The organism is Micromonospora sagamiensis, assembly GCF_014680085.1.
Lineage (GTDB): Bacteria > Actinomycetota > Actinomycetes > Mycobacteriales > Micromonosporaceae > Micromonospora > Micromonospora inyonensis.
Genome location: NZ_AP023438.1, coordinates 318,433 through 343,585, shown reverse-complemented (window position 1 = coordinate 343,585; position 25,153 = coordinate 318,433). Strand labels below are relative to the sequence as shown.

General features: G+C 68.9%; 24 protein-coding genes. 17 read left to right on the top strand and 7 right to left on the bottom strand.

Features of this window, described 5'->3' with window-relative positions; genetic code table 11:
- Window positions 1-164: 164 nt before the first annotated feature.
- Window positions 165-1,040 carry an alpha/beta fold hydrolase gene (locus IGA62_RS01230; protein WP_198501184.1) on the top strand — a complete coding sequence of 292 codons (876 nt, stop codon included), beginning with the start codon at window positions 165-167 and terminating at the stop codon, window positions 1,038-1,040.
- Between the two features lie 147 nt (window positions 1,041-1,187).
- Here the strand turns inward: IGA62_RS01230 and IGA62_RS01225 are convergent, their stop codons facing one another.
- Together IGA62_RS01225 and IGA62_RS01220 are read right to left on the bottom strand one after the other, a co-directional pair.
- A complete protein-coding gene (locus tag IGA62_RS01225) occupies window positions 1,188-1,697 on the bottom strand; it encodes a GNAT family N-acetyltransferase (RefSeq protein ID WP_145816988.1) in 510 nt (169 codons plus the stop codon).
- A gap of 684 nt (window positions 1,698-2,381) precedes the next feature.
- A complete protein-coding gene (locus tag IGA62_RS01220; RefSeq protein WP_145816989.1) occupies window positions 2,382-4,229 on the bottom strand; it encodes a serine hydrolase domain-containing protein in 1,848 nt (615 codons plus the stop codon).
- 73 nt (window positions 4,230-4,302) lie between these two features.
- On the opposite strand from IGA62_RS01220, the gene IGA62_RS01215 reads away from it, so the two are divergent.
- Entirely contained in the window at window positions 4,303-5,976 is a 1,674-nt protein-coding gene (locus IGA62_RS01215) for a sensor histidine kinase (RefSeq protein ID WP_186499782.1), read from the top strand.
- On the opposite strand, the gene IGA62_RS01210 is transcribed toward IGA62_RS01215, so the two are convergent.
- The 3 genes from IGA62_RS01210 to IGA62_RS01200 all read right to left on the bottom strand — a co-directional run bounded on the left by IGA62_RS01210 (window position 5,917) and on the right by IGA62_RS01200 (window position 7,968).
- Window positions 5,917-6,528 carry a response regulator transcription factor gene (locus IGA62_RS01210; protein ID WP_198501183.1) on the bottom strand — a complete coding sequence of 204 codons (612 nt, stop codon included), beginning with the start codon at window positions 6,526-6,528 and terminating at the stop codon, window positions 5,917-5,919. The genes IGA62_RS01215 and IGA62_RS01210 overlap by 60 nt on opposite strands.
- A 142-nt stretch (window positions 6,529-6,670) precedes the next feature.
- Window positions 6,671-7,096 (bottom strand): VOC family protein, encoded by a 426-nt coding sequence (locus tag IGA62_RS01205; protein WP_145816994.1) that lies wholly within the window; start codon window positions 7,094-7,096, stop codon window positions 6,671-6,673.
- Between the two features lie 5 nt (window positions 7,097-7,101).
- Window positions 7,102-7,968 carry a sigma-70 family RNA polymerase sigma factor gene (locus IGA62_RS01200; protein ID WP_145816996.1) on the bottom strand — a complete coding sequence of 289 codons (867 nt, stop codon included), beginning with the start codon at window positions 7,966-7,968 and terminating at the stop codon, window positions 7,102-7,104.
- A 134-nt stretch (window positions 7,969-8,102) separates the two neighbouring features.
- Here IGA62_RS01200 and IGA62_RS01195 point away from each other — a divergent pair, with 134 nt between their 5' ends.
- The 3 genes from IGA62_RS01195 to IGA62_RS01185 all read left to right on the top strand — a co-directional run bounded on the left by IGA62_RS01195 (window position 8,103) and on the right by IGA62_RS01185 (window position 9,460).
- Window positions 8,103-8,495 (top strand): VOC family protein, encoded by a 393-nt coding sequence (locus IGA62_RS01195; RefSeq protein ID WP_145816998.1) that lies wholly within the window; start codon window positions 8,103-8,105, stop codon window positions 8,493-8,495.
- Window positions 8,496-8,523: 28 nt separating this feature from the next.
- Window positions 8,524-8,958 (top strand): YdeI/OmpD-associated family protein, encoded by a 435-nt coding sequence (locus IGA62_RS01190; protein WP_198501182.1) that lies wholly within the window; start codon window positions 8,524-8,526, stop codon window positions 8,956-8,958.
- Window positions 8,959-9,034: 76 nt separating this feature from the next.
- A complete protein-coding gene (locus tag IGA62_RS01185) occupies window positions 9,035-9,460 on the top strand; it encodes a DoxX family protein (RefSeq protein WP_198501181.1) in 426 nt (141 codons plus the stop codon).
- Between the two features lie 120 nt (window positions 9,461-9,580).
- Here IGA62_RS01185 and IGA62_RS01180 read toward each other — a convergent pair whose 3' ends face one another.
- Window positions 9,581-10,255, bottom strand: coding sequence for a cytidylate kinase family protein (locus tag IGA62_RS01180; protein WP_145817000.1), 675 nt, complete (start codon window positions 10,253-10,255; stop codon window positions 9,581-9,583).
- 214 nt (window positions 10,256-10,469) lie between these two features.
- Between IGA62_RS01180 and IGA62_RS01175 the strand changes: the two genes are divergently transcribed.
- The 4 genes from IGA62_RS01175 to IGA62_RS01160 all read left to right on the top strand — a co-directional run bounded on the left by IGA62_RS01175 (window position 10,470) and on the right by IGA62_RS01160 (window position 14,288).
- Complete coding sequence (locus IGA62_RS01175) at window positions 10,470-11,360, top strand: helix-turn-helix transcriptional regulator (RefSeq protein WP_145817002.1); 891 nt, start codon at window positions 10,470-10,472, stop codon at window positions 11,358-11,360.
- Window positions 11,361-11,825: 465 nt separating this feature from the next.
- On the top strand, window positions 11,826-12,845 hold the full coding sequence (locus IGA62_RS01170; RefSeq protein WP_145817004.1) for a zinc-dependent alcohol dehydrogenase family protein: 1,020 nt from the start codon (window positions 11,826-11,828) through the stop codon (window positions 12,843-12,845).
- 284 nt (window positions 12,846-13,129) lie between these two features.
- The gene (locus IGA62_RS29530) at window positions 13,130-13,489 is read left to right on the top strand and encodes a cyclophilin-like fold protein (RefSeq protein WP_198501180.1); all 360 of its coding nucleotides are present in this window, start codon (window positions 13,130-13,132) and stop codon (window positions 13,487-13,489) included.
- A gap of 31 nt (window positions 13,490-13,520) precedes the next feature.
- On the top strand, window positions 13,521-14,288 hold the full coding sequence (locus IGA62_RS01160) for a glucose 1-dehydrogenase (RefSeq protein WP_145817008.1): 768 nt from the start codon (window positions 13,521-13,523) through the stop codon (window positions 14,286-14,288).
- Between the two features lie 84 nt (window positions 14,289-14,372).
- Here IGA62_RS01160 and IGA62_RS01155 read toward each other — a convergent pair whose 3' ends face one another.
- Complete coding sequence (locus IGA62_RS01155; RefSeq protein ID WP_186499783.1) at window positions 14,373-16,433, bottom strand: FAD/NAD(P)-binding protein; 2,061 nt, start codon at window positions 16,431-16,433, stop codon at window positions 14,373-14,375.
- 327 nt (window positions 16,434-16,760) lie between these two features.
- Here IGA62_RS01155 and IGA62_RS01150 point away from each other — a divergent pair, with 327 nt between their 5' ends.
- From IGA62_RS01150 to IGA62_RS01115, 8 genes are all read left to right on the top strand, one after another.
- Window positions 16,761-17,723 carry a methionine ABC transporter ATP-binding protein gene (locus tag IGA62_RS01150; protein WP_145817012.1) on the top strand — a complete coding sequence of 321 codons (963 nt, stop codon included), beginning with the start codon at window positions 16,761-16,763 and terminating at the stop codon, window positions 17,721-17,723.
- Window positions 17,723-18,385, top strand: coding sequence for a methionine ABC transporter permease (locus IGA62_RS01145; RefSeq protein WP_145817014.1), 663 nt, complete (start codon window positions 17,723-17,725; stop codon window positions 18,383-18,385). Before IGA62_RS01150 ends, IGA62_RS01145 begins: the two co-directional genes overlap by 1 nt.
- Window positions 18,386-18,426: 41 nt before the next feature.
- A complete protein-coding gene (locus IGA62_RS01140; RefSeq protein WP_145817016.1) occupies window positions 18,427-19,242 on the top strand; it encodes a MetQ/NlpA family ABC transporter substrate-binding protein in 816 nt (271 codons plus the stop codon).
- Window positions 19,243-19,306: 64 nt separating this feature from the next.
- Window positions 19,307-19,648 carry a tautomerase family protein gene (locus IGA62_RS01135; protein WP_145817018.1) on the top strand — a complete coding sequence of 114 codons (342 nt, stop codon included), beginning with the start codon at window positions 19,307-19,309 and terminating at the stop codon, window positions 19,646-19,648.
- A 66-nt stretch (window positions 19,649-19,714) separates the two neighbouring features.
- Window positions 19,715-20,713 carry an aldo/keto reductase gene (locus tag IGA62_RS01130; protein WP_145817020.1) on the top strand — a complete coding sequence of 333 codons (999 nt, stop codon included), beginning with the start codon at window positions 19,715-19,717 and terminating at the stop codon, window positions 20,711-20,713.
- Entirely contained in the window at window positions 20,710-21,966 is a 1,257-nt protein-coding gene (locus tag IGA62_RS01125) for an amidohydrolase (RefSeq protein WP_198501179.1), read from the top strand. Before IGA62_RS01130 ends, IGA62_RS01125 begins: the two co-directional genes overlap by 4 nt.
- A gap of 276 nt (window positions 21,967-22,242) precedes the next feature.
- Window positions 22,243-23,610 (top strand): trypsin-like serine protease, encoded by a 1,368-nt coding sequence (locus IGA62_RS01120; protein ID WP_280526149.1) that lies wholly within the window; start codon window positions 22,243-22,245, stop codon window positions 23,608-23,610.
- Between the two features lie 494 nt (window positions 23,611-24,104).
- Window positions 24,105-25,145, top strand: coding sequence for a helix-turn-helix domain-containing protein (locus IGA62_RS01115; RefSeq protein WP_145817023.1), 1,041 nt, complete (start codon window positions 24,105-24,107; stop codon window positions 25,143-25,145).
- Window positions 25,146-25,153 lie beyond the last annotated feature (8 nt).

Here is a 25,153-nt window from a genome sequence, read left to right as displayed (position 1 = left end):
CCCATGGGGATGGCGATTACCAGAAGGTTAGTACCACACTAATTTGTTCGTTCTTGCCGGTCCGCGGCAACGCCAATACGCTTCCCTCAGCGGCCTGAACGATAGTGAGACGCCGGGTCGATAATTGTCACAATGATGGGGAGAGGCTTGTGAAAAACGGACGTGTGAAGGTTAACGGTGTCGAGTTGGCGTACGTCGAGGAGGGCGACGGTCCGCTGGCCCTACTGCTGCACGGCTTCCCGGAGTCGGGCGCCGCGACCTACCGTCATCTGGTGCCGGCGCTGGCGCATGCGGGCTACCGCGCCGTTGCACCCAACATGCGGGGATTCGCTCCCTCCGCGCTGCCGGCAGGTGACGGCATCCTGTTCGACGACCTGGTCGACGACGCCCTCGGTCTGCACGACGCGTTCCACGGCGACGGCAACGCCGTGATCGTGGGCCACGACTGGGGTGCGGCCACCACATGGGCCGCCGTCACCAAGGAACCCGAACGGTGGTCGCGGGTGGTAGCCAGCGACGTGCCGCCGCTGCGGTTCTTCGCCCCGTACGCCGCCACGTACGAGGGCATCGAGCGGCTGAACCACTTCTGGTTCTTCCAGATGGACCTCGCCGAGACGATCCTGGCCGCCGACGACATGTCGTACCTGTATCAGGTGATGCAGCGCAAGTGGACGGGGCCGGACTACGACGTCACCGGGGACTTCGAGGCGGCGCGGGAGGCACTTCGCGAGCCGGCCCGACTGCGGGCGGCACTGTCGTTGTACCGCAACAACTTCGGCCCGCATCAGATGGGCACCCCTCAGTGGGAGGCTGAACAGTTCGCGCTGTGGGGTGCTCTGCCCAGCCAGCCGACGCTGTACCTGCACGGTACCCATGACAACAGCGTCGCTTTGGACCAAGCGGCACTGGACGAGATTGAGGCGGCGTTGCCGGAGGGCTCGGAGGCGCACTTCATCCAGGGTGCGGGGCACATCGTCCCGGCCGAGAAGCCGGACGAGTACAACGAGCGGGTCATCGCGTTCCTGCAGAAGGACGTCTGACGCGTACACATCGAGGTGGCGTTACCGGAGTCGCAAATCTCGCCTGATCAACAGCATCAACTCTCATGGCCAGGCTCGTTCCGCCGGGCGCGGCGATGGGAATGAGGGGATCGGCAGCGGCGAGCCGCTGCCGATCCCCTCAAGGGGTTAGTGCTGGGCGGTTGGCGCGGCCCGGTACTGCGCCGTGTTCTGTTCCCTCTGCGTCAGATGGAAACCAGCCTTCTCCAGCACGCGGATGGAGGCAGGGTTCGACAGATCCACGTTGGCGTAGACGGAGTCGACGCCGGAGGCGGTGAAGGCGAATTCGGTGAGCGCCCGCGTGGCCTCGGCGGCGTAGCCGCGGCCGCGCCGGGAGGCTACGACGCCGTACCCGATTTCCACCGCACCGTCCGTGGGCGGCCAGAACAGACCGATCGAGCCGACCGCCAATCCGCTGTCCCGTTCGATGATCTGTCGGTGGCCGTACTCGCCCAACCATGCCGGATGGTCGCCGAACAGGCTGACGATGACCCTGTCCCCTTCTGCGGGGAAGTCCTCGGCCCAGTTCGGCAGTCGGGTGCCGTCCAAGACCGCGGTGATCTCAACGGGATTCCACCGCCTCAGCGCGAGGCGGTCGGTCGAGAGGTCGGAATCGATTGCTGTGAAGAATGAAGACACTGAAACTCCTGGTCGCTACAACAATCCGGACCGCGGTTCAGGGCTCGTGCGGACCGGATAAGGGCATGCCGATGAAAGCTGCCGGCAGCCATATTCACCAACTCCTTGTCATGAGCGATCAGGTGTCGCTTCCGCCCGCGAAACTAGCATTCGCCAGCTCGGCGGACAAACCGTTTTCGGCCTCTCCCGGCTACAGTGGTGCCGACCCGCGAATCTGCTCGGTTGCGACTCCGGCTCGCCGGTGGGTGGGACACGTCCGGAATGTCAGCGGTCCGTGTCTCAATCTGCGGCATCGCCCCGCGGACCCTCCCGACGGACGGCGCCGTCGCCGCGCCAACGGCTGACCAATCACTACACGCCGACCGGCCCTCGTCGCGGAGCAGAGCCCGCAGATCCCCGTCTCCGTCGATATCCCGCACCTGCGGCCGTTCGGCCATGCCACCGCCTGGACGCGCTGGCCGGAAACGGGTTACGACCAGCGCGTCGGGCGCTGCGATCTCGTGTCAGCCCAGATGCCGGGCGAAGAACCCCAGCGACTGTCCACTTCGAACGACGGCGCATCCCCGTGCCTGCCGGGGTTGGCGTGCAGCGTCCTCTCGGCCGAGGCCAAGGCGTCGAACAACGCTGATTCCCCCGAGCCCGGTGGACCCCTACCGGGCTCGGGGCGGGCGCGTGGCTCTGCGTCTAGAAGAGCAGGAGGCGGTAGTCGAACGCGACCGTGAAGAATCCCGCTGCCGCCACCGTGAGCAGGGTGTAGGAGATCCGGGCTGTGGGACCCCACCAGCGGCCCCGCCAGGCCAGGACCGTGGCCGGGAGCATGGGCACTGCGAACACCAGGGAGAGCGTCGCCAGGACCGGAAGTGTCATAAGGCTCGGCGAGCCGAGGGGGAGCGTCGCCATGATGACATTCGGGTCCGCCATCACCAGGGCGAACCCCACGAGGAACGCGGTGATCAAGACAGCGCTGACCCAGGCGGTGAAGCCGGCCAGGCGAGCCGGCCGCGACGACCGGGCCCGGCGCGAGCGTCGGACAACGGCCGCGATGGGCAGACCGAGGGCGGCGAGGAGGAGTGCGAGCGCGCCGACGGCGAACAGAGGCAGGTCAAGGGTCGGGGTGTCATACCAGGCGAGCTTTTCGTAGACCTCGGAGGGGATCGCGGTGGAGACCAGAAGCCCGTCCTCAGGGAAGGAGATGCGGGCCTGACCGTCGCGTTCCTGAAAGAGGCCAGGACCAGTCTGAACCCAGTGCTGGGTGGCCCGGTCGGGATCCGGGGACAGGCCGGTGCTGGTGAGCGTGCCGTCAGGATTGGCCTTCACGGTCGGCACGGAGAACAGCGTCGACGCCTTCATCAGGCTGGTCTGGCTGGTGCGGGCGGAGCGGTAGGAGCCTGCGTAACGGGAGACATCGATGGTGAGCTCGGCCGGCGACGGCGCGGAGACGCCGGGAAAGCGCTGGTCGACGATCTTGTTGACGACCTTCTGGATGTCCCAGGTGGCGGCCCCGGCAGTACCGTCCCCGTTGACGACGACGTAGACGCCGACCTTCTGGTCAGGCAGGAGCGCCATGACGTTGTGGTAGCCGGGGACGTCGCCGTCCTTGTAAAGGAGTCGCAATCCGTTACGTGGACGCTCTTCGAGGACGTAGCCCATGCCGGGCATACGGTCATCGGCCGTGAAGTGACGCTGCTGCATCTGTCGGGCGATCGGGTCGCCGTCGAGCTGGTCGGTCATGTATCGGGCCATGTCGGCAGGCGTGACGGCGGGACCTGTGCCGGATGGCGTCCAGGGGGCGTACTGGCCCGTCTGTTCGGCGTACGCGTCGCCGTCCGGTCGGTAGCCGCGGGCGAGTCGCGCTCGCACGGCCGCGGGGTGGGGAAGGGTGGCGCTGGAACCGGTCATCCCGTGGGTGGCGAACACGTGGTCGGCGACGTAGCTGGCGTACGGCTGGCCGGACCTGACCTCGACGATACGGCCGGCGAGGGCGAGGGCGTAGTTGTCGTACGCGATGCGGGCTCCGGGCGGACGGACCCGGCGCGGCTGGCGATCCTTGACGCTCTCGGCAAGAGACGGAAGATCAGACGGGTCTGCCTCGGCCAGGCCGACGATGTCGTCGTCGAAGCCGGCGGTGTGCGTGAGCAGATTCTCCAGGGTCACCGGGTGCCCCGGATAGGTGTCCTTGATCTGGAAGTCGGTGAGGTACCGGTTGACGTCCGCGTCCAGGTCGAGGCTGCCCTCAGCGGCCAGTCGCAGTACGGCCTCGGCGGTGAACACCTTGGCCAGCGAACCGGTGAGGAACGGCGTCGTGGCGTCGACGGGACGGCTTGTGGTGACGTCGGCGACGCCGTAGCCCTTGCTGAAAACCGTCTGCCCGTTCTGCACGATCACGACGGCGGCGCCGGGGATCCTGTCCGCGGCGAGCATTGCGGGCACCATCCGGTCGAGTGTCGCACCGAGGTCCTCGGCGCCGCTCGCGTGCGCAGGGCTCGCGTGTAGGCTGAGCAGGGCGAAGGCGGAGACGAGCGCTTTCTTCATGTGCTCAGCGTGCCGGGCGGGGCCTCTCCGGCGTCAGTGCCAGGCACCTCGATCCGCCGTGGAGAATGCACGGTTGGGGCATCTGGTGCGAAGCGCGTTGATCGTTCTGGTGGTCCTCGCCGGCGTCGCCTTTGATCCGCTCCGTCCGGTGCCGAGCCTGCCGTTCGCCCTCGTGCTGGGCCTGCAACTGCTCCACTGCCTGACTTCATGGCGCAACCGCTGGACGCTCGCGGCGCAGGTGCTCCTCCTTCCGTGGGCGGGGCCCGGCGCGGCGGGGATGGTGGCGGCGTCCGCCCTGCTCATCACACGTGGCGCGGTCCGCTGGATACTGTTCGCGACGGTGACTGTAGTGGCGGCCCTGTTCGCGCCCGCGACGCCCTTCGAGATCGCGCTCGCGATGTTGAACGCCGGCGCCCAGGGTCTGGTTCTGTTCGGGGTGACCCGGCTCGGCGACACGCGCGCCGTCGTCCAGGCCACGCGCGCCGAGCTTGCGGCGCGGTCGGTCGAGGCAGAGCGGGCGCGGGCCGCCGGCGATCTGGAGACCGCGATCGGAGCTGCCCTGTCGACGATCATTGCCCTGGCCGGGCGCGGCAACGCCGTCCGCATCGCCGAGGTTTCCCGCACCGCGGCGGCCACTGCCAGGGCTGTCCCCCTGACCTCGGCGCGGCCGGTTCCCGAGCCGGACCTGCCGCCCCGGCTCGCCGTACCGATCTTCGTCGCCGTGCACGCCGGCTTCGTCGTGACCGGGCTGATCTATTTGGCGGGACGTCCGGCGCCGTCCTTCCTCTTCGCGATCATCCTCGGGCTGCACCTGTTCCATGGGCTGCCCCGCCAGTCCGGGTCGCCGCCTCAGCGCGTCCCCTGGGCCGCCTTCGCGCTCCTGCCCGCCACGGCCGTCGCCCTGCTCTACCCAGGGCAGCCCTATCCCCAGGTCGTCGGATTCGCCGCAGCTGCGTTCCTGATCGCCGGCCGGGCCTGGTGGCCGGTGGTCGCAGTGATCCTCCTGGCCACTCCAGGGGTGCTCGCCGTCCGCGGTTGTGCCGCCGCCGAGAACGTCTACTGGACGTTCAACACCATCGCCGTCGCTGCCATGTTCGCTGGCCTCGCCGCGCAGACCGCACTGGTGCTCGACGCTCGCGATGCCCGCCAGGCGCTCGCCGCGCTCGCCGCTGCAAACGAGCGCCGGCGCATCTCCCGCGACGTCCACGACCTACTGGGATACGGGCTCTCCGCCATCACGGTCAAGGCCGAACTCGCTGACCGGCTCACGTCGGAAGCGGCACGCGAGCAGCTCGACGACATCGCCGAAATTGCCCGCCAGTCCCTGGCCTCGTTGCGCGCCATCCCTGCCGACCCGGACCTGCGGCTGTCGCTCACCGCCGAGCTGGAGTCGGCTCGTTCACTCCTGGAAGCGGCCGGGATCAGGGCTGACGTGCGCCGCTCCGCAGGGCGCGACGACGCGCTGCTGGCGATCGTCGTACGCGAAGCCGTCACCAACGTGCTACGGCACAGCACCGCCACACACTGCCTCATCCAGATCACACCCGACGGCCTTGTCATCGCCAACGACGGAGCCCTCGCCGTCCGCGGAGGTGGCAGCGGAACGGCGAACCTGGCCGCTCGCGTGACCGCAGCGGGAGGCACCCTCACCATCGGCGGTGACCCCGGCGAATACCGGTTGAGCGTTCTATATCCAGCCGTTCTCGGCAGCGATGCGGACAGCGTCGAGCCGGTTCCGTGCGGCTAACTTCGTGACGATCGCCCCCAGGTAGTTGCGCACCGTCCCCTTGCTGAGGAAGAACTCCGCCGCGATCTCGGCCAGTTCCGCTCCTTCGCCCGCCCGGCGCAACACCTGCGCCTCGCGCCGGCTCAGCGGGTTGGGTCGCCCCGTGATCGCCGCAGCCGCCAGGTCGGGGTCCACGACGGTTTCGCCCGCGGCCACCCTGCGGATCGCCTCGGCCAACCGCGTCGGCGGCGCGTCCTTCACCATGAACCCACGCGCACCGATCGCCAGCGCCCTGCGTAGCGATTCCGGGGTTCCCATCGACGTCAGCATCAGGAGCCCGCACTCCGGTGCGCGCTCCCGCAACTCTCGCGCCGCGTCCAGTCCGTCCAACCGACCCGGCATGTGGATGTCCAGCACCACCACCTCGGGCCGTAGCTCCACCGCCGACGCCACGGCTTCCTCGCCCGTGGCCACCCTCCCGGCGACACGCATGTCCTCTTCCAACTCGATCAGCGCGGCCAACGCACCCCCGATGAGATGCATGTCCTCGGCCACCAAGACCCTGATCACCATTCACCTCCGCGCGCAACGACAGGCCGTCCGCGAACCTAGCAGCGAACGCGCGCTGTCCAAGCGAGACAACGACCGGCCGCGAGGATCGTACGAATGCGCCGCACGGGTGCGGCAACGTCCGGTCGAAGTGACCAGGGCGACCTCATCCCGACGCCCCGGTCGGAGCCTGGATGAAGTGCACCAGGTTTCCGGATGGGTCGCTGAAGGCGCAGTCGCGGATGCCGGAGCGCTGGTTGACCGGTTCTTGCATCACTTCGGCGCCCGCAGCTTCGATGCGTTCGAAGGTGGCGTCGCAGTCGTCGGTCAGGAAGGCGAGCCGGCCCAGCAGGCCCTTGGTCATGAGGTCCGCGATGGCCTGTCCGTCGGCCGGCGTGGCGCCCGGGTGTGCTCCGGCTGGCTCAAGAATGATTCGCATGTCCGGCTGCGACGGCGGGCTGACGCAGACGCGCCGGACCCCTTTGGCGTCGACGTCATCGCGGGTCTCGAAGCCGAGTACTGCGCCGTAGAAGCCGAGCGCCTCGTCCAAGTCGTGGACGGCGAGCGTGAAGTTCGAGAGTCTGATGTCCATGCCGGTCACACCCTGTTGCCGGTGCTGAGAAAGACGATGTCGAGATCGCGGAGCCGGTCCGGGTCGGCGTCGACGGCGATGCAGCTGATCTTGCCGTGGTCGAGGGTGAAGGTGAAGACGGCCTTCGGCATACCGCGGTATGCATAGACGGCCGCCGGAACGCCGTCGACCAGCGCGAGGCGGGCGGCCTGAGCCCGTCCGGAGAAGAACGCCGCCACCGCCTCGGCGCCGCGGACATCGCCGGTCACGGCGTCCGGGTCGAGCAGCGCGAGCAGAGCTGTGAAATCGCCGTTCCGTGAGGCGGCCAGGAACGCGGCGATGACGTCCCGCTTGCGGGATCGCGCGGCGTCGGACGCGGCGGCCGCGCCCTGCACCCGGCGCCGGGCCCGGCTGGCCAGCTGTCGGGCCGCCGCCGGGGTGCGGTCGATGACGGTGCCGATCTCGGCGAACGACACATCGAAGACGTCGTGCAGGACGAACGCGAGCCGTTCGGCGGGGGTCAGGGTGTCCAGCACCACCATCAGCGCGACGCCGACCGAATCGGCCAGTTGTGCTTCGTCCTGGGGGTCGGCGGGGCCAGATGGAGAAATGCTGGCCTGCGGCGTGGCCGGTTCGGGTGGCAGTGCTCCCGCCGGCTCCTCTCGGCGGGCCCGGCGTGCCTCGAGCATGTTCAGGCAGACCCGGGCGACGACCGTGGTCAGCCAACCGGCGGGGTTCTCCACCTGGCTGTGGTCCGCGCGGCTGACCCGCAGCCATGCTTCCTGCACCGCGTCGTCGGCGTCGCTGGGTGAGCGCAGCATCTTGTAGGCGACCGCGTGTAGGCGGTCCTGGTGCTCGGCGAACCGCTCGCCCAGCCAGTCGTGCTCGTTCATCTGTCACATTCCTCGGTCGCGGCTTGTCATACCAATTGACCGGCGAACCCGAGCCGATGTGACACGCGCGGCCCCGACGCGGGCCCGGTGTACCGGTCACGTCAGCAAACCCGTGAACGTTCAAGGAGAGAACAGTGTCGCTGCCGATGAGTGCCGTCATGCTCGGCGTCGAGGACCTGGAACGGGCCAAGAAGTTCTATGCCGAAGGCCTGGGCTTCAAGATCGATAAGGATACCCGCAACTTCGTGTCGTTCAGCCTGGGCGACGCGGCTCCACAGCTGGCCCTCTACGAATGGGACGCGGCGGCACAGGACGCCGGTGTCCCGGCGGAGGGATCCGGCTTCCGTGGCGCCTCGTTCCACCTCAACCCCGACTCCAGGGAGGTGGTGGACGAGACGATCCGCAGCGCGGTGGCCGCGGGCGGTCGCGTGGTCAAGGAGGCAGCCGCGGCCCCCTGGGGCGGGTACTACGGGTACTTCAGCGACCCGGACGGCTACCTGTGGAAGGTCACCACCTACGCATCCTGACCCGGTACCGATCGGCAAGGAGCACGTCGTGAAGTTTCGCACCCTCGTCGAGCCGCCCGAGCCCATGCGAGGGCTGGAGGTTCCGCCCGAAGTGGTGGAGGCGCTCGGCGGGGGCGCTCGGCCGCCAGTGACGATCACGATCAACGGGCATTCCTGGAAGAGCCGCGTCGCCATCATGCGCGGCCGCCACCTGCTCGGCCTCAGCACCGCGAACCGGCAGGCCGCGGGTGTCGCGATCGGTGGCGAGGTCGAGGTCGAGCTGATGCTCGACAACGAACCACGCGTCGTCGTCGAGCCCGCGGACTTCGCCCGGGCCCTGGACGCCGACCCGGCTGCTCGCGCGGCCTACGACAAACTCGCGTACAGCCACAAGCGCGAGCATGTGCGCGCCATCGAAGGCGCGAAGAAGCCCCAGACGCGCCAGCGGCGTATCGCCCAGGCCATCGCCGCACTGCGGGGCTGAAACCCAGACAAGCCTCCGCCGGCACGTCACCGCCGCGCGGAAGCATCACCCTGCCCAGATCCGTCGGAAGGACAACATGTCGAAGCGTCTCATGACTGGTCTCTACTGGTTCCTGGCCCTCGAGTTCGCGCTGGGCGCCGTGACCAAGTACTGGACGGGCGACACGATCTTCAGTTCCGCGTACTCGACGAAGTTCGTCGAATGGGGATACCCGTCCCGGATGCGATTCGTGGTCGGTGCCCTGGAAGGTGTCGCCGCCATCCTGCTCGTGATCCCCAGGCGGCGTACACGCTTCCTGGGTGCCGCCACGCTGATGTTCGTGCTCACCGGCGCAGTCACCACCCACATCGTCAACCACGACCCGGCTGTGGAGAGCTGGGCCGCACCCGCGCACCTCGTCATCATGGGCATCCTCGCACTGGCGAACTGGCCCGCCGACTGGCGAGACCTCCTGCGGCCTGACACCCTGCCCACGCCCCGAACCCCACATCGCACGCACTGACCTCCGGCAGGCGGTGGCCAGACCGAAGATGTCCCCGAAGGCGGCCAGGAGTCCCCCGCTCCTGGCCCGCCTCGGCGACGGCGTGTTTGACAGACCCTGCTGACGCCTTCTTGAGTGCGGTCAGTGTGTTTGGGTTTCCCAGGCCGGCTGCTGGGGCTCGTCGTTGTGCACGATGATGTCGACGTGATGGGTCGGGCGGACCGTGGCGAAGTAGAGCTGTTGGGCGGGGATGTAACGCTCGCGCCAGCGTCGTTCGACGTCGGCCCGGGATGACGCCCGGCGCTCTCGGATCACGGCACGATCCACGGTCTTCTCGAGCGCGGTCGACACGAAGATGCGCAGGTCCCACCGGTCGATCAGTTCCGGGCGCATGAGGAAGACGCCGTCGAAGACCAGCACGGCGTCGGCGGGGGCAGTCGTGACCGGTGGGGACAGTGCGGTGTCCGCTGCGTGGTCGTAGACCGCGTGTTGGAAGCGTCGCTCTCCGTCCGGGCCGAGCGGATCGAGCAGAACCCGGTTCAGGGCGTCGTGGTCGTGGGCGTCGAAGTAGCAGCCTTCGGCCGAGTACTCGCCGCGCGGATAGCGCTGTGCCCGGGGGAAGAGGAAGTCGTCGATCGTGGCGCGGATGACGTCGCGGCCCTGTTCGCGTAGGACGGTGGCCAGCTCGTCGGCGAGGGTGGTCTTGCCTGCGGCGGGCGGTCCGTCGATGGCAACCCGCGTCGGGTGTGTGACTGTGACGGACCCGACTGCCTCAGCCAGGCGGCCGAGCAACTTGTCGCGGGTGCCCTGGTGCATGTCCTGCCCCGTCCTATTCGCTCGGCGCAAACCTGCGGGAATCCCGACCGTTGAACGTACGTGTCGTGATCGTCAGCAGCGCGTCGAGGAGTCCCAGCGTGCGGTACAGCGCCTACATGATCCACACGCCGAACAGCCGGACCAGGAAGTATCTCCTGGAGGGTGTACTGACAGGGCATCCCACCGATCAGCCGTGGCACGTACGGTCGAGGACGTGGACAACCGTACAGAGGTCCGCGAGTTCCTCGTCTCGCGGCGAGCCAAGATCAGCCCAGAGAAGGCCGGCCTGCCCGCCGGCCCCAGCAGGCGGGTCCCGGGACTACGTCGCAGCGAGGTCGCGTCGCTGGCCGGTGTGAGCATCGAGTACTACTCGAAACTCGAACGGGGCGCACTCGCCGGGGTGTCGCCCGGCGTGCTGAACGCGATCGCCCGGGCGCTCCAGCTCGACGACGCCGAGCGGGCGCACCTGTTCGATCTGGCACGAGCCGCAGACGGCAGCAGCGCCCTCATGCGGCCCCGCCGCCGTACCGCGCGGAAGTGGTCGGTGCGCCCCAGCTTGCAGTGGACCCTCGACGCCGTCACCCAGGGGCCCGCCTTCGTGCGCAACGGCCGCATGGACCTGCTCGCCGCGAACCGGCTCGCACGAGCGTTCTACGCCGACGTGTACGCCGAGCCCCAACGCCCCGCCAACATCGCACGGTTCACCTTCCTGAGCGAGAAGGCGCACCGCTTCTACCCGGAGTGGGACCTCGCAGCCGACGTCTGCGTCGCCATCCTCCGTACGGAAGCCGGCCGTGACCCCCACGACAAGGAACTCCACGACCTCGTGGGCGAGCTGTCCACCCGCAGTGACGAGTTCCGCAGACGCTGGGGTGCCCACGACGTCCGGCACCACGGCACCGGGGCCAAGAATTTCCGTCACCACGTCGTCGGCGACCTCACCCTCGCCTACGAAGGACTGGAAATGGCCGCAGAACCTGGCCTCACCCTCACGATTTACACCGCCGAGCCGGGCTCCCCGTCAGAGGACGCGCTCCGCCTGCTCGCCTCCTGGGCCGCCTCCCACGAAACGAACACCGACGCACACAACGTCTTTTCGGAGTGATGCGGCGCCGACCTGCCGCTGCCCTCACCCATGGCCGCGATGACAGGCGCCACGCCGTCAGGTGAGTTCGCATACACCCGACCCCCAAACCCGCTTCGAAGGCGACAACCTGCGTCAGGCCGCCGACGGCTACTCACGGTCGCGCTGGCGGTGCGAGTTGGGTGCGGGACGGCTGGTGTGGTGCTGCCTCAGCCGCTGTCAGGCGCTGGTTGGATGGGCTGCGGCGTATTCGGTGTCGGTGACGGGTTCGAGCCAGTGGACGACAGCCGGACCCGACGTGTGGTCAGGAGGTCGCGACCTCCGAACGGTTGTTCTTCTGCCGAGTGCAGGCCGCACGACACCGTCGAGGGGTTCCCTGTCGGTACACCCATTCGCAGGGACTTCTCCCCGCTCGGGCGGGCACGTTGACTGGCTGCCGTGGCCCTGCGGGGCCGTCCCGATCGAAGTCGAACGGAGCACACCACCATGCGTCAGGTTGTCATGTACAAGCCCGGGGACGTGCGCGTCGAGGAGCGCGCCGACCCGACGATCATCGAGCCGACCGATGCGATCATCCGCCTGGCCGCGACCTGCATCTGCGGCAGCGACCTGTGGCCGTACCGCGGCGCCGAGCCGGTCGACCACCAGGTGATGGGCCACGAGTACGTCGGCGTCGTCGAGCAGGTCGGATCCGAGGTGCGCACCGTGCAGGTCGGCGACTTCGTCGTCGGCTCCTTCTGGGCGTCCGACAACACCTGCGACATCTGCCGAGCCGGCTACCAGGCGTACTGCGTGCACCGCGTCCTGATGGGCGCCATCGGCACCCAGGCCGAGATGGCCCGCATTCCCCTCGCCGACGGCACTCTGGTCGCGACCCCCGGCCAGCCCGACCCCGAGCTGATCCCGTCGCTGATGGCGGCGTCGGACGTGCTCGGCACCGGCTGGTTCGCGGCCGTCGCCGCCGAGGCCGGACCGGGCAAGACCGTCGCGGTCGTCGGCGATGGCGCGGTCGGACTGCTCGGCGTCCTGGCCGCCCGGCAGCTCGGCGCCGAGCGCATCATCGCCTTCAGCCGCCACGCAGACCGGCAGGCCCTTGCGCGAGAGTTCGGCGCCACCGACATCGTCGCCGAGCGCGGCGACGCCGGCGTCGCAGCCGTCAAGGAGCTGACCGGCGGCCTGGGCGCGCACAGCGTCATCGAGGCCGTCGGCACCCAGCAAGCCATGATGCAGGCCATCCACTCCACCCGCCCCGGCGGCCATGTCGGCTTCGTCGGGGTGTCCCACGACGTCGCCATCCCCGGCGACGAACTGTTCATGGCGGGCGTGCACATCCACGGCGGACCCGCCCCGGTCCGCCGCTTCCTGCCCGAACTGATCCAGCTGATCTGGGACCGCACGATCGACCCGGGCAAGGTCTTCGACCTCACGCTGCCGCTGGACCGGGCGGCGGAGGGCTACCAGGCGATGGACCAGCGCACCGCCACCAAGGTCCTGCTCACGGTCTGACACCGCCCGAGGCGCAGGTGCCCAGCCCCGCCGTCCGGCGACAGCCCTTCCATGCGCCGTCCCGGCTAGCCCGACACCGTGGAGATGCCATGCCAGCCTCACGCACAGCCGTCTGCGCAGCGCTGTCGGCGGTCCTCGGACTGACCTTCGGCTGCGACGGTAACGGTCGGTCCGGCGACGCCGGCGGTGGACCATCCGCGACATCGTCCAGCAGCGCCGGCCAAGCAACGTCACCGTCGAGCGACACGCCCAGCCGCACCGCAGCCGCGCCCCGGGGAGAGCAGATGAAGATCCAGATCACCATCGACGATCAGCGCTTCGAGGCCAGGATCTTCGACAGTGCCGCCGGCCGGGACCTCCTCGCCCAGCTGCCGCTGACCGTCAGCATGGTCGACCACGGCGCGGTGGAGAAGACCGGCCCGCTGCCCTCACCGCTGTCGCTCGACGGCCAGCCAGACGGTGCGGCCCCCGACGTGGGCGATGTCGGGTACTACGCACCCGGCAACGACCTCGTCCTCTACTACGGCGATCAGTCGTACTACCCCGGCATCGTGATCCTCGGCCGCCTGGACGGCGACGCCGCCCGCCGCATCGCCGACCTGGACGGCGCCGTCACCGCGACCGTCGAACCCCGCGCCGCCTGAGCCCACACCGCCCGACCCATCGGGAGACATGATGAACCCCACCTACAACTTCACCGGCCAGGTCGCCCTGGTCACCGGTGCCAGCTCTGGCATGGGTCTGGCCACCGCGCAGGCGTTCGCCCATGCCGGAGCCGCGGTCGTCCTGGCAGACATCAACGACGAAGCCCTGCAGGCCGCGACCGCACAGCTGCGGGCGCGCGGGCATGAAGCCCTCGGCATCCAGTGCGACGTGTCGGACGAGCAGCAGGTCGCTGCCCTGGTCGACCAGACCGCCGCGTCCTACGGCCGACTCGACATGGCCTTCAACAACGCCGGCATCCAGGCCTCGCCATCCGACGCCGCCGACGAAACCGCCGAGACCTTCGACCGCGTCAACGCCGTCAATCTGCGCGGCGTCTGGGCCTGCATGAAGCACGAACTGCGGCAGATGCGCGAGCAGGGCAGCGGTGCCATCGTGAACTGCTCCTCACTCGGCGGGCTCGTCGGCCTGCCCAGACGGGCCGCTTATCACGCGTCCAAGCACGGAGTGCTGGGGCTCACCAGCAGCGCGGCCCTGGAGTACGCGCCGCGCGGTATCCGGATCAACGCCATCTGTCCCGGCACCTTCGAGACCCCGATGGTGACCGCCATGATCGCCAACGGCGAACTCGACACCGCCGAGGCGCTCGCCAACCAGCCCGTCGGCCGGTTCGGCCGGGCGGACGAGATCGCCTCCACCGTGCTCTGGCTGTGCAGCCCGGGAGCCAGCTTCGTCGTCGGCGTCGCCCTCCCCGTGGACGGCGGATACACCGCGCAGTAGGGCCGATCGGTCAGTGAGCTGTTCTCCACCGGAGTGACGCTGCTCCTCGACCAGTTGAGGTCGGAAGCTGGGGAGACGCCGTTGTCAACCGTTGAACATCGGCGAAACGTGGCTCTCCCTCCACGTAGGGACGGAGGTGGCGGCATCGGCCGCCACCCGCAGCGCGCTACGGGCCACGCGGTCGGTCTCACGCAGCATCGTGGGATCGCTGCGCGGCATCGGGCTGATGATCGTGTCGCCCATCACCTCGTCAAGAGGGATGCCGGCGACGTGGAACGCGGCGTCGCGCGTGCCGTCGGGATGGACCAGTAGCCCCGTCCGGGGGTCGACGTCGAATCCGCCGGTGGGGTGCCGACGTCCGTCCCGTCCGCGGACGCTGAACGGTCGGATGCGGCCGGCCGCCGCGAGCGACAGGGTGAGGGGGTCGGCGCTGGCCGTGACGTCGTGCGCGTGCATCCACGCGTCGATGAGCACGGCACCGGTGACGGCGGAACCGGCGACGGCGGGCGACTCGGCGCGGAAGAGGCCGAGTTCGTCGTCGGCGACGACGCGCGCTGCGGGACCGACGAACCTGACGAGGCCGGCGTCCACGAGGGCCAGCAACTGCCGGCTGCGGAAGGCCGGTGGGCCGCTGCCGACCATGCCACCGAACGTCTGCAGGGTTCGGAAACCGCTCGCGCGCGACTCGGCGTCGAAGCCACCGAACGTTCCGATGGCGTTCGCCAGTCGTCGCGCCGCGCTGATCGACCACAGGCCGGCCTTGACGGCGCTGTCCCGTCCCTTCGCCGACTCGGTGAGGTCGTCGGCCACGTAGTCGGCGACCCGGGCGGTGAAACTCCCGGGGTCGGGGAACGCACCGCGGACCGGCGACATCGCTGCCGGCAGGTCGAAGCGGTCCGTGGCGTCCGGAACGTGTGGCGCTATCGCGGCGTCGAGGGCCGCCGGCACGCCGTCGGTGGTGTCGATCGTCGCGAGGACCGTGGTCAGTGGGGCGGCGAAGGCTTCGGGGCGTACGCGGTGGAGCGTCTCGTAGTAGTCGACGAAGGCGTCCTTGACGATGAGCGGCCACACCTGGCGGTCGAAGTCGATGGGGCGTGGGACCGCGGACCAGTCGACCGACCGCAGGTGACGCTGCGGCGCCGAGGGCGGCAGTGAGCCGTAGAGCGACTTCGCCCGGTAGGGGACGCCCCGGTGAGAGGTGACGTACAGCTTCGGCTCGCGTCCCGACGGTTCGTAGCGCACGCCCGCCCGCGTCAGCGGGTCGTCGACGAATCGCCCACCGCGACCGATGGTCAGCAGCGTCATCACGTCGAAGAAGCCCATCCCGAGCCCGCGTACGATCGCGGTCGCCCCGTCCGGAACGGCTCCGATGGCCTGGTCGATGGGGTTGTCGGGACGTACCCATGTCATCTCGGGATGCCTGGCCAGCACCGCCAGGAAACCGTGCTCCTCGGCGGTGTGGTCGCGCGGCAGCCACCCGGTCGCGGCCACGACGGCATCGCACGCGAGCACCGCACCGGTGCTGAGTTCGACGAGCTGGCGCCCTGCGTCCTCGCGTACGCCGACGGCTCGCGCCAGGTGGGTGGCAACCCTGACGCGTTCCGGCAGGGTGTGGAGTGCCCGCGCGAAGCACCAGCGGAGGTACTCGCCATAGAGTGCCCGGCTCGGATGGGTTGCGACCGTCATCGCCTCAAGCTCGTCGCGGTAGTCGTCGACGAAGCCCGGGCGGACGGCCGTGGAGGCGAACGCGGCGCGGTGGGCCGGATCGATGTCTGCCACCTGGATCGCCGACGACGGCGACGGGCGCGCGGCATCGAGTGCGAGCCGGCACCACTCGAACAGCGTGGGTCCGGGTGCGACCGGGCCGGCCATCGTCACGGTGTCGTCGGTGAAGAGTGTCACGGCCCCCGCGAGGGTGTTCATGCACATCTGACGCGTTTGGTCGGTACGCCAGATACGACCCGCACCGAGCTCGGTGTCGTCGATGACGTGGATATCGAGATGGTCGATATCGGGGAAGTCGGCGAGATTCGCACCGATCCGCTCGAGCAGCGACACCCCCCGGGGGCCTGCGCCGACGAGCGCGATGACGGGGCGGGTGGGGCGAGGTGTCCATAGTGGATGAATGCCTATGAATCGGGTCACAGGCATACTCTACCTGGCCGCTAGGTTTAGTAGGGTTCCGGCATGGTGAACTTGCTGGTCATCCGGCACACGCGAGCGGTGCCGCGCCGTGACGCCAGCGGGACGGACGACGTGGCCGTCCCCTGGTGCCGTGACGCGGACCCACCGCCTCGACGCCGGTGAGGTCGATGCCGTTTCCGTCGCCGATTGTCGACGAATGAAAACGGTGTCGGTGCGACGGGCCGCATGAGGCTCAACCAGGGGTCGGTCACCACATCGTCGTGCTGTCGTCTGCCCTTTTCCGGATGGTGTCGAGATTGAATGCGCGTGGGAAGGAATGCAGCGACGGTGATCGAGTTCCGCGACCTGAAGAAGTCCTACGGCGATCACGTCGTGCTCGACGAGATAAACCTGCAGATCGGCCAGCGGGAGATCTTTGGCCTGGTGGGCGTGAGCGGCGCGGGGAAGTCCACGCTGCTGCGGTGTATCAACCGGCTCGAGAAGATCGACAGCGGCAGCCTCGTCGTCGACGGCACGGACGTAGGTGCCATCGGCGATCGGGACCTGCCACGGTTCCGCCGCCGAATCGGCATGGTGTTCCAGCAGTTCTCGCTGATGGAGCGCAAGAACGTCTACGACAACGTGTACTTCCCCCTCAAGTGCCAGGGCGTACGCAGGTCGGTGGCCGACCGGAAGGTGCGCGATCTCCTCGACCTCGTCGGACTCGGTGACAAGCTCAAGGCGCTGCCCCGGGAGTTGAGCGGTGGGCAGAAGCAGCGGGTCGCCATCGCGCGGGCTCTGGTGAACGATCCGATGATCCTGCTGTGCGACGAGGCCACCTCCGCCCTCGACCCGAACATCACCGAGGCGGTCCTCGATCTCCTCAAGCGCATCAACGGCGAGCTCGGCCTCACGATCGTAGTGGTGACCCACGAGGTGGCGGTCATGAAGTCCGTGTGCACCCGGATGGGCCTGCTCAGCGGCGGGCACCTGCGCGCGGAGGGGACCGTCGAGCACTTCTTCCTGGAGAACCCGGAGCTGCTGGGCGACTTCACTCGCGACGCGGGGCGTCGCCCGGAAGTCGCTCCCGGCACCTCGCTCGTCCGGGTCGTCCAGCGGGACGCCGCGGGGACCAGTCTGCTGTCGCAGCTCGCCATCCGTACCGGTGTGCCGTTCGAGATCTCGTGGGGCGGGCTCGATCGCTACCGGGACCGGGTCTCGGGATCGTTCCTGCTTCAGGTGGCTGACGCCGATCTTCGCGCGGTGTGCGACGGCCTGACCGCTCTCGGGGCCGACTGGAAGGAGATCTGATGTACCAGTACGAGTTCTCCGAGCTCTTCGAGCGGATCATCCTGCCCGGGCTGCTCGACACCATCATCATGCTGCTCGGCTCGTTCGTCACGTGCACCCTGGTGGGGTTCACGCTCGCCCTGGTCCTCGTGACGACCGACACGCACGGGCTCCGACCCAACCGGACGGTCCACGAGATCGTGAGCACCGTCATCAGCATGCTGCGGTCGGTGCCGTTCATCATCCTCGCCATCTCGATCATCCCGCTGACCCGCCTGGTGGTCGGCACCTCGATCGGGGTGTGGGCGGCGGTCTTCGCCATCACCTTCGCGGGCAGCCCGCTGATCGCGCGGCTCCTCGAAAGCGCCTTCAAGGAGGTCAATCCGAGCCTCATCGAGGCGGCACGATCCTTCGGCGCGAGCGACCGGCAGATCACCTTCCGGGTCATCGTCACCGAGTCCGTGCCGGCGATCGTCTCGCAGATGACGCTCGGGGTGATCTCACTGCTCGGCTTCACCGCGGTGGCCGGCACGATCGGCGCGGGCGGCCTGGGTGCCGTCGCCCTGACCTACGGCTACCAGAACTTCAACGACCAGATCATGTACGGCACCGTCGCGATCCTGGTCGTCATGGTGATCGGCATTCAGCTCGGCGGTAACGCCCTCTACCGGAAACTCCGGTGACCCCGGCCCCTTGATGTGCCCAGCACGAAAGGCAGCACCCCATGAGAAACCCGCTCAGGAGAGCGATCCCGCTCGTCGTCGTCGCCCTGGCCGTGTCCCTCGCGGCCTGCTCGTCCGGCTCCGACTCCGGAGGCGACGGCAAGACGGTCACGATCGGCGTACTCGCCCGCGAGGAGCCCGACCTGAACTTCGTGGCCGAGCATCTGGCCCGGCAGGGCTACACGATGAAGGTCCAGGTGTTCGACGACAACATCGCCATGAACCGGGCCACCGAGGACGGCAGCATCGACGCCAACTTCTTCCAGAACGCCAACTACCTCAAGAGCTACCAGGAGAGCAACGGGTCATCGCTCGTCACCTACGGCCCCTGGCTGCAGACCACCGCCGTGCAGTTCGTCTCGAGCAAGCACGCCTCGGCCGACGCCCTCCCGAACGGCGCGCGCATCGGCATCGCCAACGACTCCGCGAATCGCGCCCGTGAGCTCCAGCTCCTCGCCGCCAACGGCCTCATCGAGCTCAAGAAGGGGGTCGAGGCACCCACGATCCTCGACGTCACCGCCAACCCGAAAAACCTCCGCTGGGTCGAGGTAAACCCGCGCAGCAAGGCCGCGGCGTTCCCCGACCTGGATGCGATGACCGCGCCGTCGATCACGGTCCACCTGATGAAGGACCCCTCGATCAAGGCTCTCTACGAGGAGACGCCGGAGGTCTACGGCACCTACGGAGGCACGCTCTGGGTCGTCAAGGAGGGCTACGAGAACACCGCCTGGCTCGACGTGGCGGTCTCGTTCATGCAGTCCGCGGACTACAAGACCTGGATCGCGAACACCTACAAGGGCCTCAAGAAGACGCCCTGAGTCCTCACCGGCCCATCGAACCACGACCCCCGGAAGGGAAAACACCATGGTCAGCGTCGTCGGCATGACCGATCTCCCGCTCGACAAGGTCGACCTCCCCACGTTCGTCCACGACATCGGGCGTGCGGCGCAGACAGCTTTCGAGTTGCCCCCGCACATGCGCAGCGTCTACCTCGTGCCGCTGCCACCCGAGAACTGCACGGTGAAGGACGGCTACGAGATCACGTTCCTCCTGTACACGGCACCCGGCAAGAGCGTGGAGCTCAAGCGTCGGACAGTGAAGGCGCTCAACGATGTCGTCCAGGCCAAGGACTGGGGCGACACCGTCAAGGTGGTGGTCATCATCAAGGAGCACGCCGCCGAGAACGTCGGAGTCGGCGGGGTTCTTCGCCTCGACATGACCTGACATCGGCCGGCTTTGCCGTTGCCGGGCATCCGTCTCGTGACCGAGTTGATTCGAGAGGAACACCGCATGAAGTACCGCCCGATCGGCCGGACCTCGCTGAAGGCGTCCGTGGTCACCTTCGGTGCCATGGGCGTCGGCGGCGGATTCCGCTACCCGGATGCCGACGACGCGGTGTCGGTCCGTGCCGTACGCGCCGCCCTCGACCGTGGCGTCAACGTCATCGACACTGCGCCGGTCTACGGATTCGGTCACAGCGAGGAGGTGATCGGCGAAGCCATTCGCGGTCGCCGCGACGATGTCATCGTCGCGACCAAGTGCGGGCTGTGGTGGGGCGACGACGAGGGCAGCTACCGCTTCACGTGGGACGGACACGCCGTCAAGCGCAACCTCAGTCCGCGGACCATCCGGATCGAGGTGGAGGAGAGCCTGAGGCGGCTCGGCACCGACCGCATCGACATCTACTACACCCACAACCCGACGATGCCGCCGTTCCTGACGCCGATCGAGGACACGATCGCGACGCTCGTCGAGCTGCGCGACGAGGGGAAGATCCTGACGATCGGTGCGTCGAACTGTCCTCCGGAGGACGTCGAGACCTACCTCGCGCACGACGCGATCGAGATCGTGCAGCGCAGGTACAGCCTCCTTGCCCGCGAGGTGCGCGACGACATCCTGCCGCTGTGCGCGTCGACAGGACTGTCCCTGCACGCCTACTCACCCCTCGCGAACGGGCTGCTCACGGGCGCGTTCACCCGGTCCGCGCCGCCGACGCGCGAAGGCTCCCGGCGGGACGACCCGTTGTTCGGCGACCGCTTCGGACCGGCCGTGGACCTGGTCGAGGGACTGACCGCCGTCGCCTCGTCCCTGGGCACCACCCCCGGTGCGCTGGCGATCGCCTACCTCCTCGCGTCGTCCGACGCCGTCAACGTCATCTGCGGCATCCGGCGCGAGTCGCATCTGGACGACGTCATCGCGGGTGCCGAACTCGACATCGACGCGAGCGTCACGGCCGCCCTCGACGAGCTGGCGGAGGACTTCGAGGCGACCGCCCCGGTGCCGACGTGAGCCGGTCGACGCGGGTGGCGGGTCCTGCGGGTGCCGTGCTGAGCCGGCTCTGGAGCGGGGGACGGCTGGCTCCGGCGGTGTCCGTCTATCACCACCTGCATGCCCATCCCGAGCTGTCCGGCCAGGAGCACCGGACCGCCGAGTTCGTCGAGGCGCGACTCGCCGACCTGGGCATCGAGACGTTCCGGTGCGGCGGTACGGGCGTCGTCGGCATCCTGCGCAACGGGGAAGGACCCGTCGTGGCATACCGCGCGGACCTCGACGGGCTCCCGATCCAGGAGGAGTCGGGCGTGGCCTACGCGAGCACCGACACGGGCCGACTCCCGGACGGATCGGTGTCCGGGGTGATGCATGCCTGCGGCCACGACCTCCACGTGACGGTCGCGCTCGCAACCGCCGGCGTGCTGGTCGGGAACCGGGCCGCCTGGGCCGGCACCGTCGTGTGGATCTTCCAGCCGGCCGAGGAGACGGCCGCGGGGGCGGCGGCCATGGTCGACGACGGGCTGTGGGAGAAGGCCCCGCGTCCCGAGGCGGTGTTGGCGCAGCACGTGACATCCCTGCCGAGCGACCAGGTACGGATCGGCGTCGGGAACGTCATGAACCTTGGCGACTCGTGGCGTGTGCGACTGCGCGGACGCGGCGCACACGGTGCCCGTCCGCACGAGTCCATCGACCCGATCGTGCTCGGTGCCCACCTCGTCACCCGGCTGCAGACCGTCGTCTCCCGGCAGGTGGAACCCGGGTCCCCGGTCGTGCTCACCGTGGGCACCTTTCATGCCGGCACGAAGGAGAACGTCATTCCCGACGAGGCGACCCTCTCGCTCAACATCCGCACGCCGGATGCTCAGACGCGGGAGACCGTACTCTCCGCCGTCCGGCGCATGATCGTCGCCGAGGCGGTCGCGAGTGGCGCGCCCGAGCCGACGATCGAGGAGATCAGCCGTTTCCCCCGGTGCTTCAACGCGCCGGAGCAGGCCGGCGAGGTGGCGGCGGTCCTCGATGCCGTCTTCGGGCCGGACAACGTCGCGCGCGACCTGCGGGCGACCGGCAGCGAGGACGTGGGTTGGCTCGCCGACGCGATCGGCGTGCCGCTCGTTTTCTGGATGTTCGGCGCCTACCGTCCCGGCCGGGGACCCGACGACATGCCGTCGAACCACACGCCGCGCTTCGCCCCGGAGCCCGAGTACGCGATCCCCGCCGGGGTGCGCGCCGCGCTCGCCGCTCTCGGCACCCGTCTCGACGTCCCGTCCTAGCCCCCACACCAGAGAGGGCCACTCGTGTCGGCCAGCACGGACTTCGACGTCGTCGACCGTCTGGTCGGCTCGCGGCCGAATGAAGCCCGCGACGCGGTGCCGGTGAGGGTACCTCCTCCGCAAGCCATCTGCATCGGCAATCTTCGATATTGATATTTGTCTCTATCGGGGCTACCTTGCAGGCGGCAATGTGCGCATGGTGGATGCGTCGCGCCGGTGGATCGAGGGAGGGGCCCGTTGAGACGAGTACTGGGCAAGGCGTTCCGTGTCGGCGTCGTGGCGCTGGTCGGGGCGATGATGGGCGGTGGTCTTACGGCGGTGCCGGGCCACGCTTCTGACATCGGTCCGATGGTCGTGGGTGGCACGCCGGCGGCACAGGGCGAATTCCCGTGGATGGTCCGGTTGTCGATGGGCTGTGGTGGCGCCATGTACACCCAGAGCCTGGTGCTGACCGCGGCGCACTGCGTGGGGGCGACCGGCCCGACCACCTCCATTACGGCCACCTGGGGCGTAGTGGACCTGCAGGACCCGAACCGGGTGACCCGGACGTCCAACTACGTGTACCGGGCACCCGGGTACAACGGCGACGGCAAGGACTGGGCGCTGATCCGCCTGTCGAGCCCGATCAACAGTCCGTTGCTGCCGATCGCCACGGACACCTCGCTGCACAGTGGCACCTTCACCGTCGCGGGCTGGGGCGCCACCAGGGAGGGCGGCGCGCAGTCGCGTTACCAGATGAAGGCCGACGTCCCGTTCGTGAGCGATCCGACCTGTGCCAGCGCCGGCGGCAGCTACTCCGGTCTGATCCACGACGAGGAGATCTGCGCCGGCTACATGAGCACCGGCGGGGTGGACACCTGCCAGGGTGACTCCGGTGGTCCGATGTTCAAGCGCAACGCCGCCGGTGAGTGGATTCAGGTCGGGATCACCAGTTGGGGCATCGGCTGCGCCCGTCCCAACGCGCCCGGTGTCTACACCGAGGTGCGCTACTTCGCCAACGACATCAGGACGGCGGCGCAGTCCCTCGGCGGCGCGCCAGGCGGGCTCGCGGTGAACAGCCCCGGCAACCAGAACAGCACGGTCGGTACCGCGGTGACCCTGGGCAACAGCGCGACGGGTGGCACCGCGCCGTACACCTGGTCGGCTACCGGCCTGCCGGCCGGCCTGGTCATCAGCTCCTCGACCGGGCAGATCACCGGTACGCCGACCACTGCGGCGACCTACACCACGACGGTCACGGCGCGGGACAGCGCGGGCCAGACCGGCAGTACGTCGTTCACCTGGACGGTCAATCCGGTTGGGGGGTGCCCGCCTGCGACCAATGACACCAATGTTTCGATTCCCGACAACACGACGGTGTACAGCAACATTTCGATCGGTTGTACGGGCACCGGGTCGAGCAGTTCGAAGGTCGAAGTGCACATCGTCCACACGTACATCGGCGATCTGGTCGTCAGCCTGATCGCCCCGGACGGCAGCGCCTACGTCCTGCACAACCGCGCTGGCGGCAGCGCCGACAACATCAACCAGACCTACACCGTCAACGTCTCCAGCGAGGCGCGAAGCGGCACCTGGCGTCTGCGGGTGCAGGATGCTGCCACCGCGGACACGGGCTACATCGACAGTTGGACCCTGACTCTCTAGTCAGCGGCGGACGCGTTCTGCCACAGGGGCCCGGCTCGCTTCGGCGGGCCGGGCCCTTCGCGTTCGATCGCCGGCCGTTGGCACTTCTGCTCGTGCCGGCAGCACCGAGCGCTGCCGCCAGCCGCGGCGGCGGGAACAGCCGACATCGAAGTAGCTGGTGACGTCACTGCTCACGTCTGCCGTGATCTTGCCAACGCCCCACGCAATGGAGCCGCTGGCAACCAGTTCGGTTCCTTGACCGGCTGCCGGTGATGGCGGCATGATCCGCGCATGATCGCAGGTCAGAGCCAGCTCGCAGACCTTGCCCACCGGTACCCGCCGGTCGGCGGGGCGAACGAGTGGATCCGGCTGCTTCGGCCGGCCGCCCGCCTGATCCCGGCGGCCGAGCCCGCACAAACGGCGGTCTCTCATCTGGACGGTGACCCGTCGCCGCCAACCGAGACTGCTTGGCCAGTGCGGGCGGCGCTGCGGGCACCGCAGTAGGTGGTGGTGCCGTGCTTGAAGGGCTCGGTCTGCCGGCTGGCCTGGCTGACGCGTATGCCCACCTGGTAACTGTTCCGTCGGTGGCGCCGGACGAGATGGCCAGGGCGTCGGGCACCAGCACTGATGACGCCGTCACCATGCTCGCGGCGTTGGAGCAGCATGCGCTTGCCAGCCGCTCCGAGTTCGGCGGTGAGGTGCGGTGGACCGCCGTTCCGCCGTTGCTGACCGGCCAGCGGCTCCTGGTCGAGCAGGCTTCGCGGCTGCTCGAGGCGCAGCGCGAACTGCTCGCGCTCTCCGAGTCCCACCAGCGGACGGTCAGGGCTGGCGGCGCGGAGCATCTTGTGGAGGTCGTGGTAGGCGAGGCCGCCTTGCACGCGCAGCTGAGCCGGCTGGGCGAAGCCGCGCAGGAGGTGCTCGCGCTGGTGAAGCCGCCGTTCGTCGCGGTCTCGTTCAGCGACGACGCCGCACTCTCGACAGCTCCGATCAGCCGGGTGATTTTCGACCACGCGGTGTTCGCCGACGACTACCACACGATCGAGCGGCTGCGGCAGACCGTCAGGCCGGGCGACCAGCTTCGTGTGCACCCTGCGGTGCCGATGCGGCTGAGGGTGTACGACCAGCGGGTTGGTGTTCTGCCCCTGGTGCGACATGACGCCCAACCGGCCGTGCTGCTGGTGCATTCCGGCGGCCTCGTGACCCTCGCCGTCGAGTTCTTCGAGGCGATGTGGCGCGAGGCGACCCCACTGCCTGTCGGAGACGCCGCTCTCGGATCTGGTGCCGAGCGCCGCTGGCCGGGGATCGATGATCGGCGGGTGTTCGGGCTGCTCCTGACCGGGGCCACCGACGCGACGATCGCCCATCAACTCGGCCGCAGTGAGCGCTGGGTGCAACGCAGGGTGCGGTTGATGATGGACGAGGCCGGGGCGCGCACCCGGCTGCAACTCGGCTGGGAGGCGCACCGGCGCGGATGGCTGGTGGACGAGCCGACCGGCGGTCGGTCATCGGCGGCTGAGGCGGACGAAGCAGCATCGCCGCTACCGCCCGTGGCCTGACGAACGCG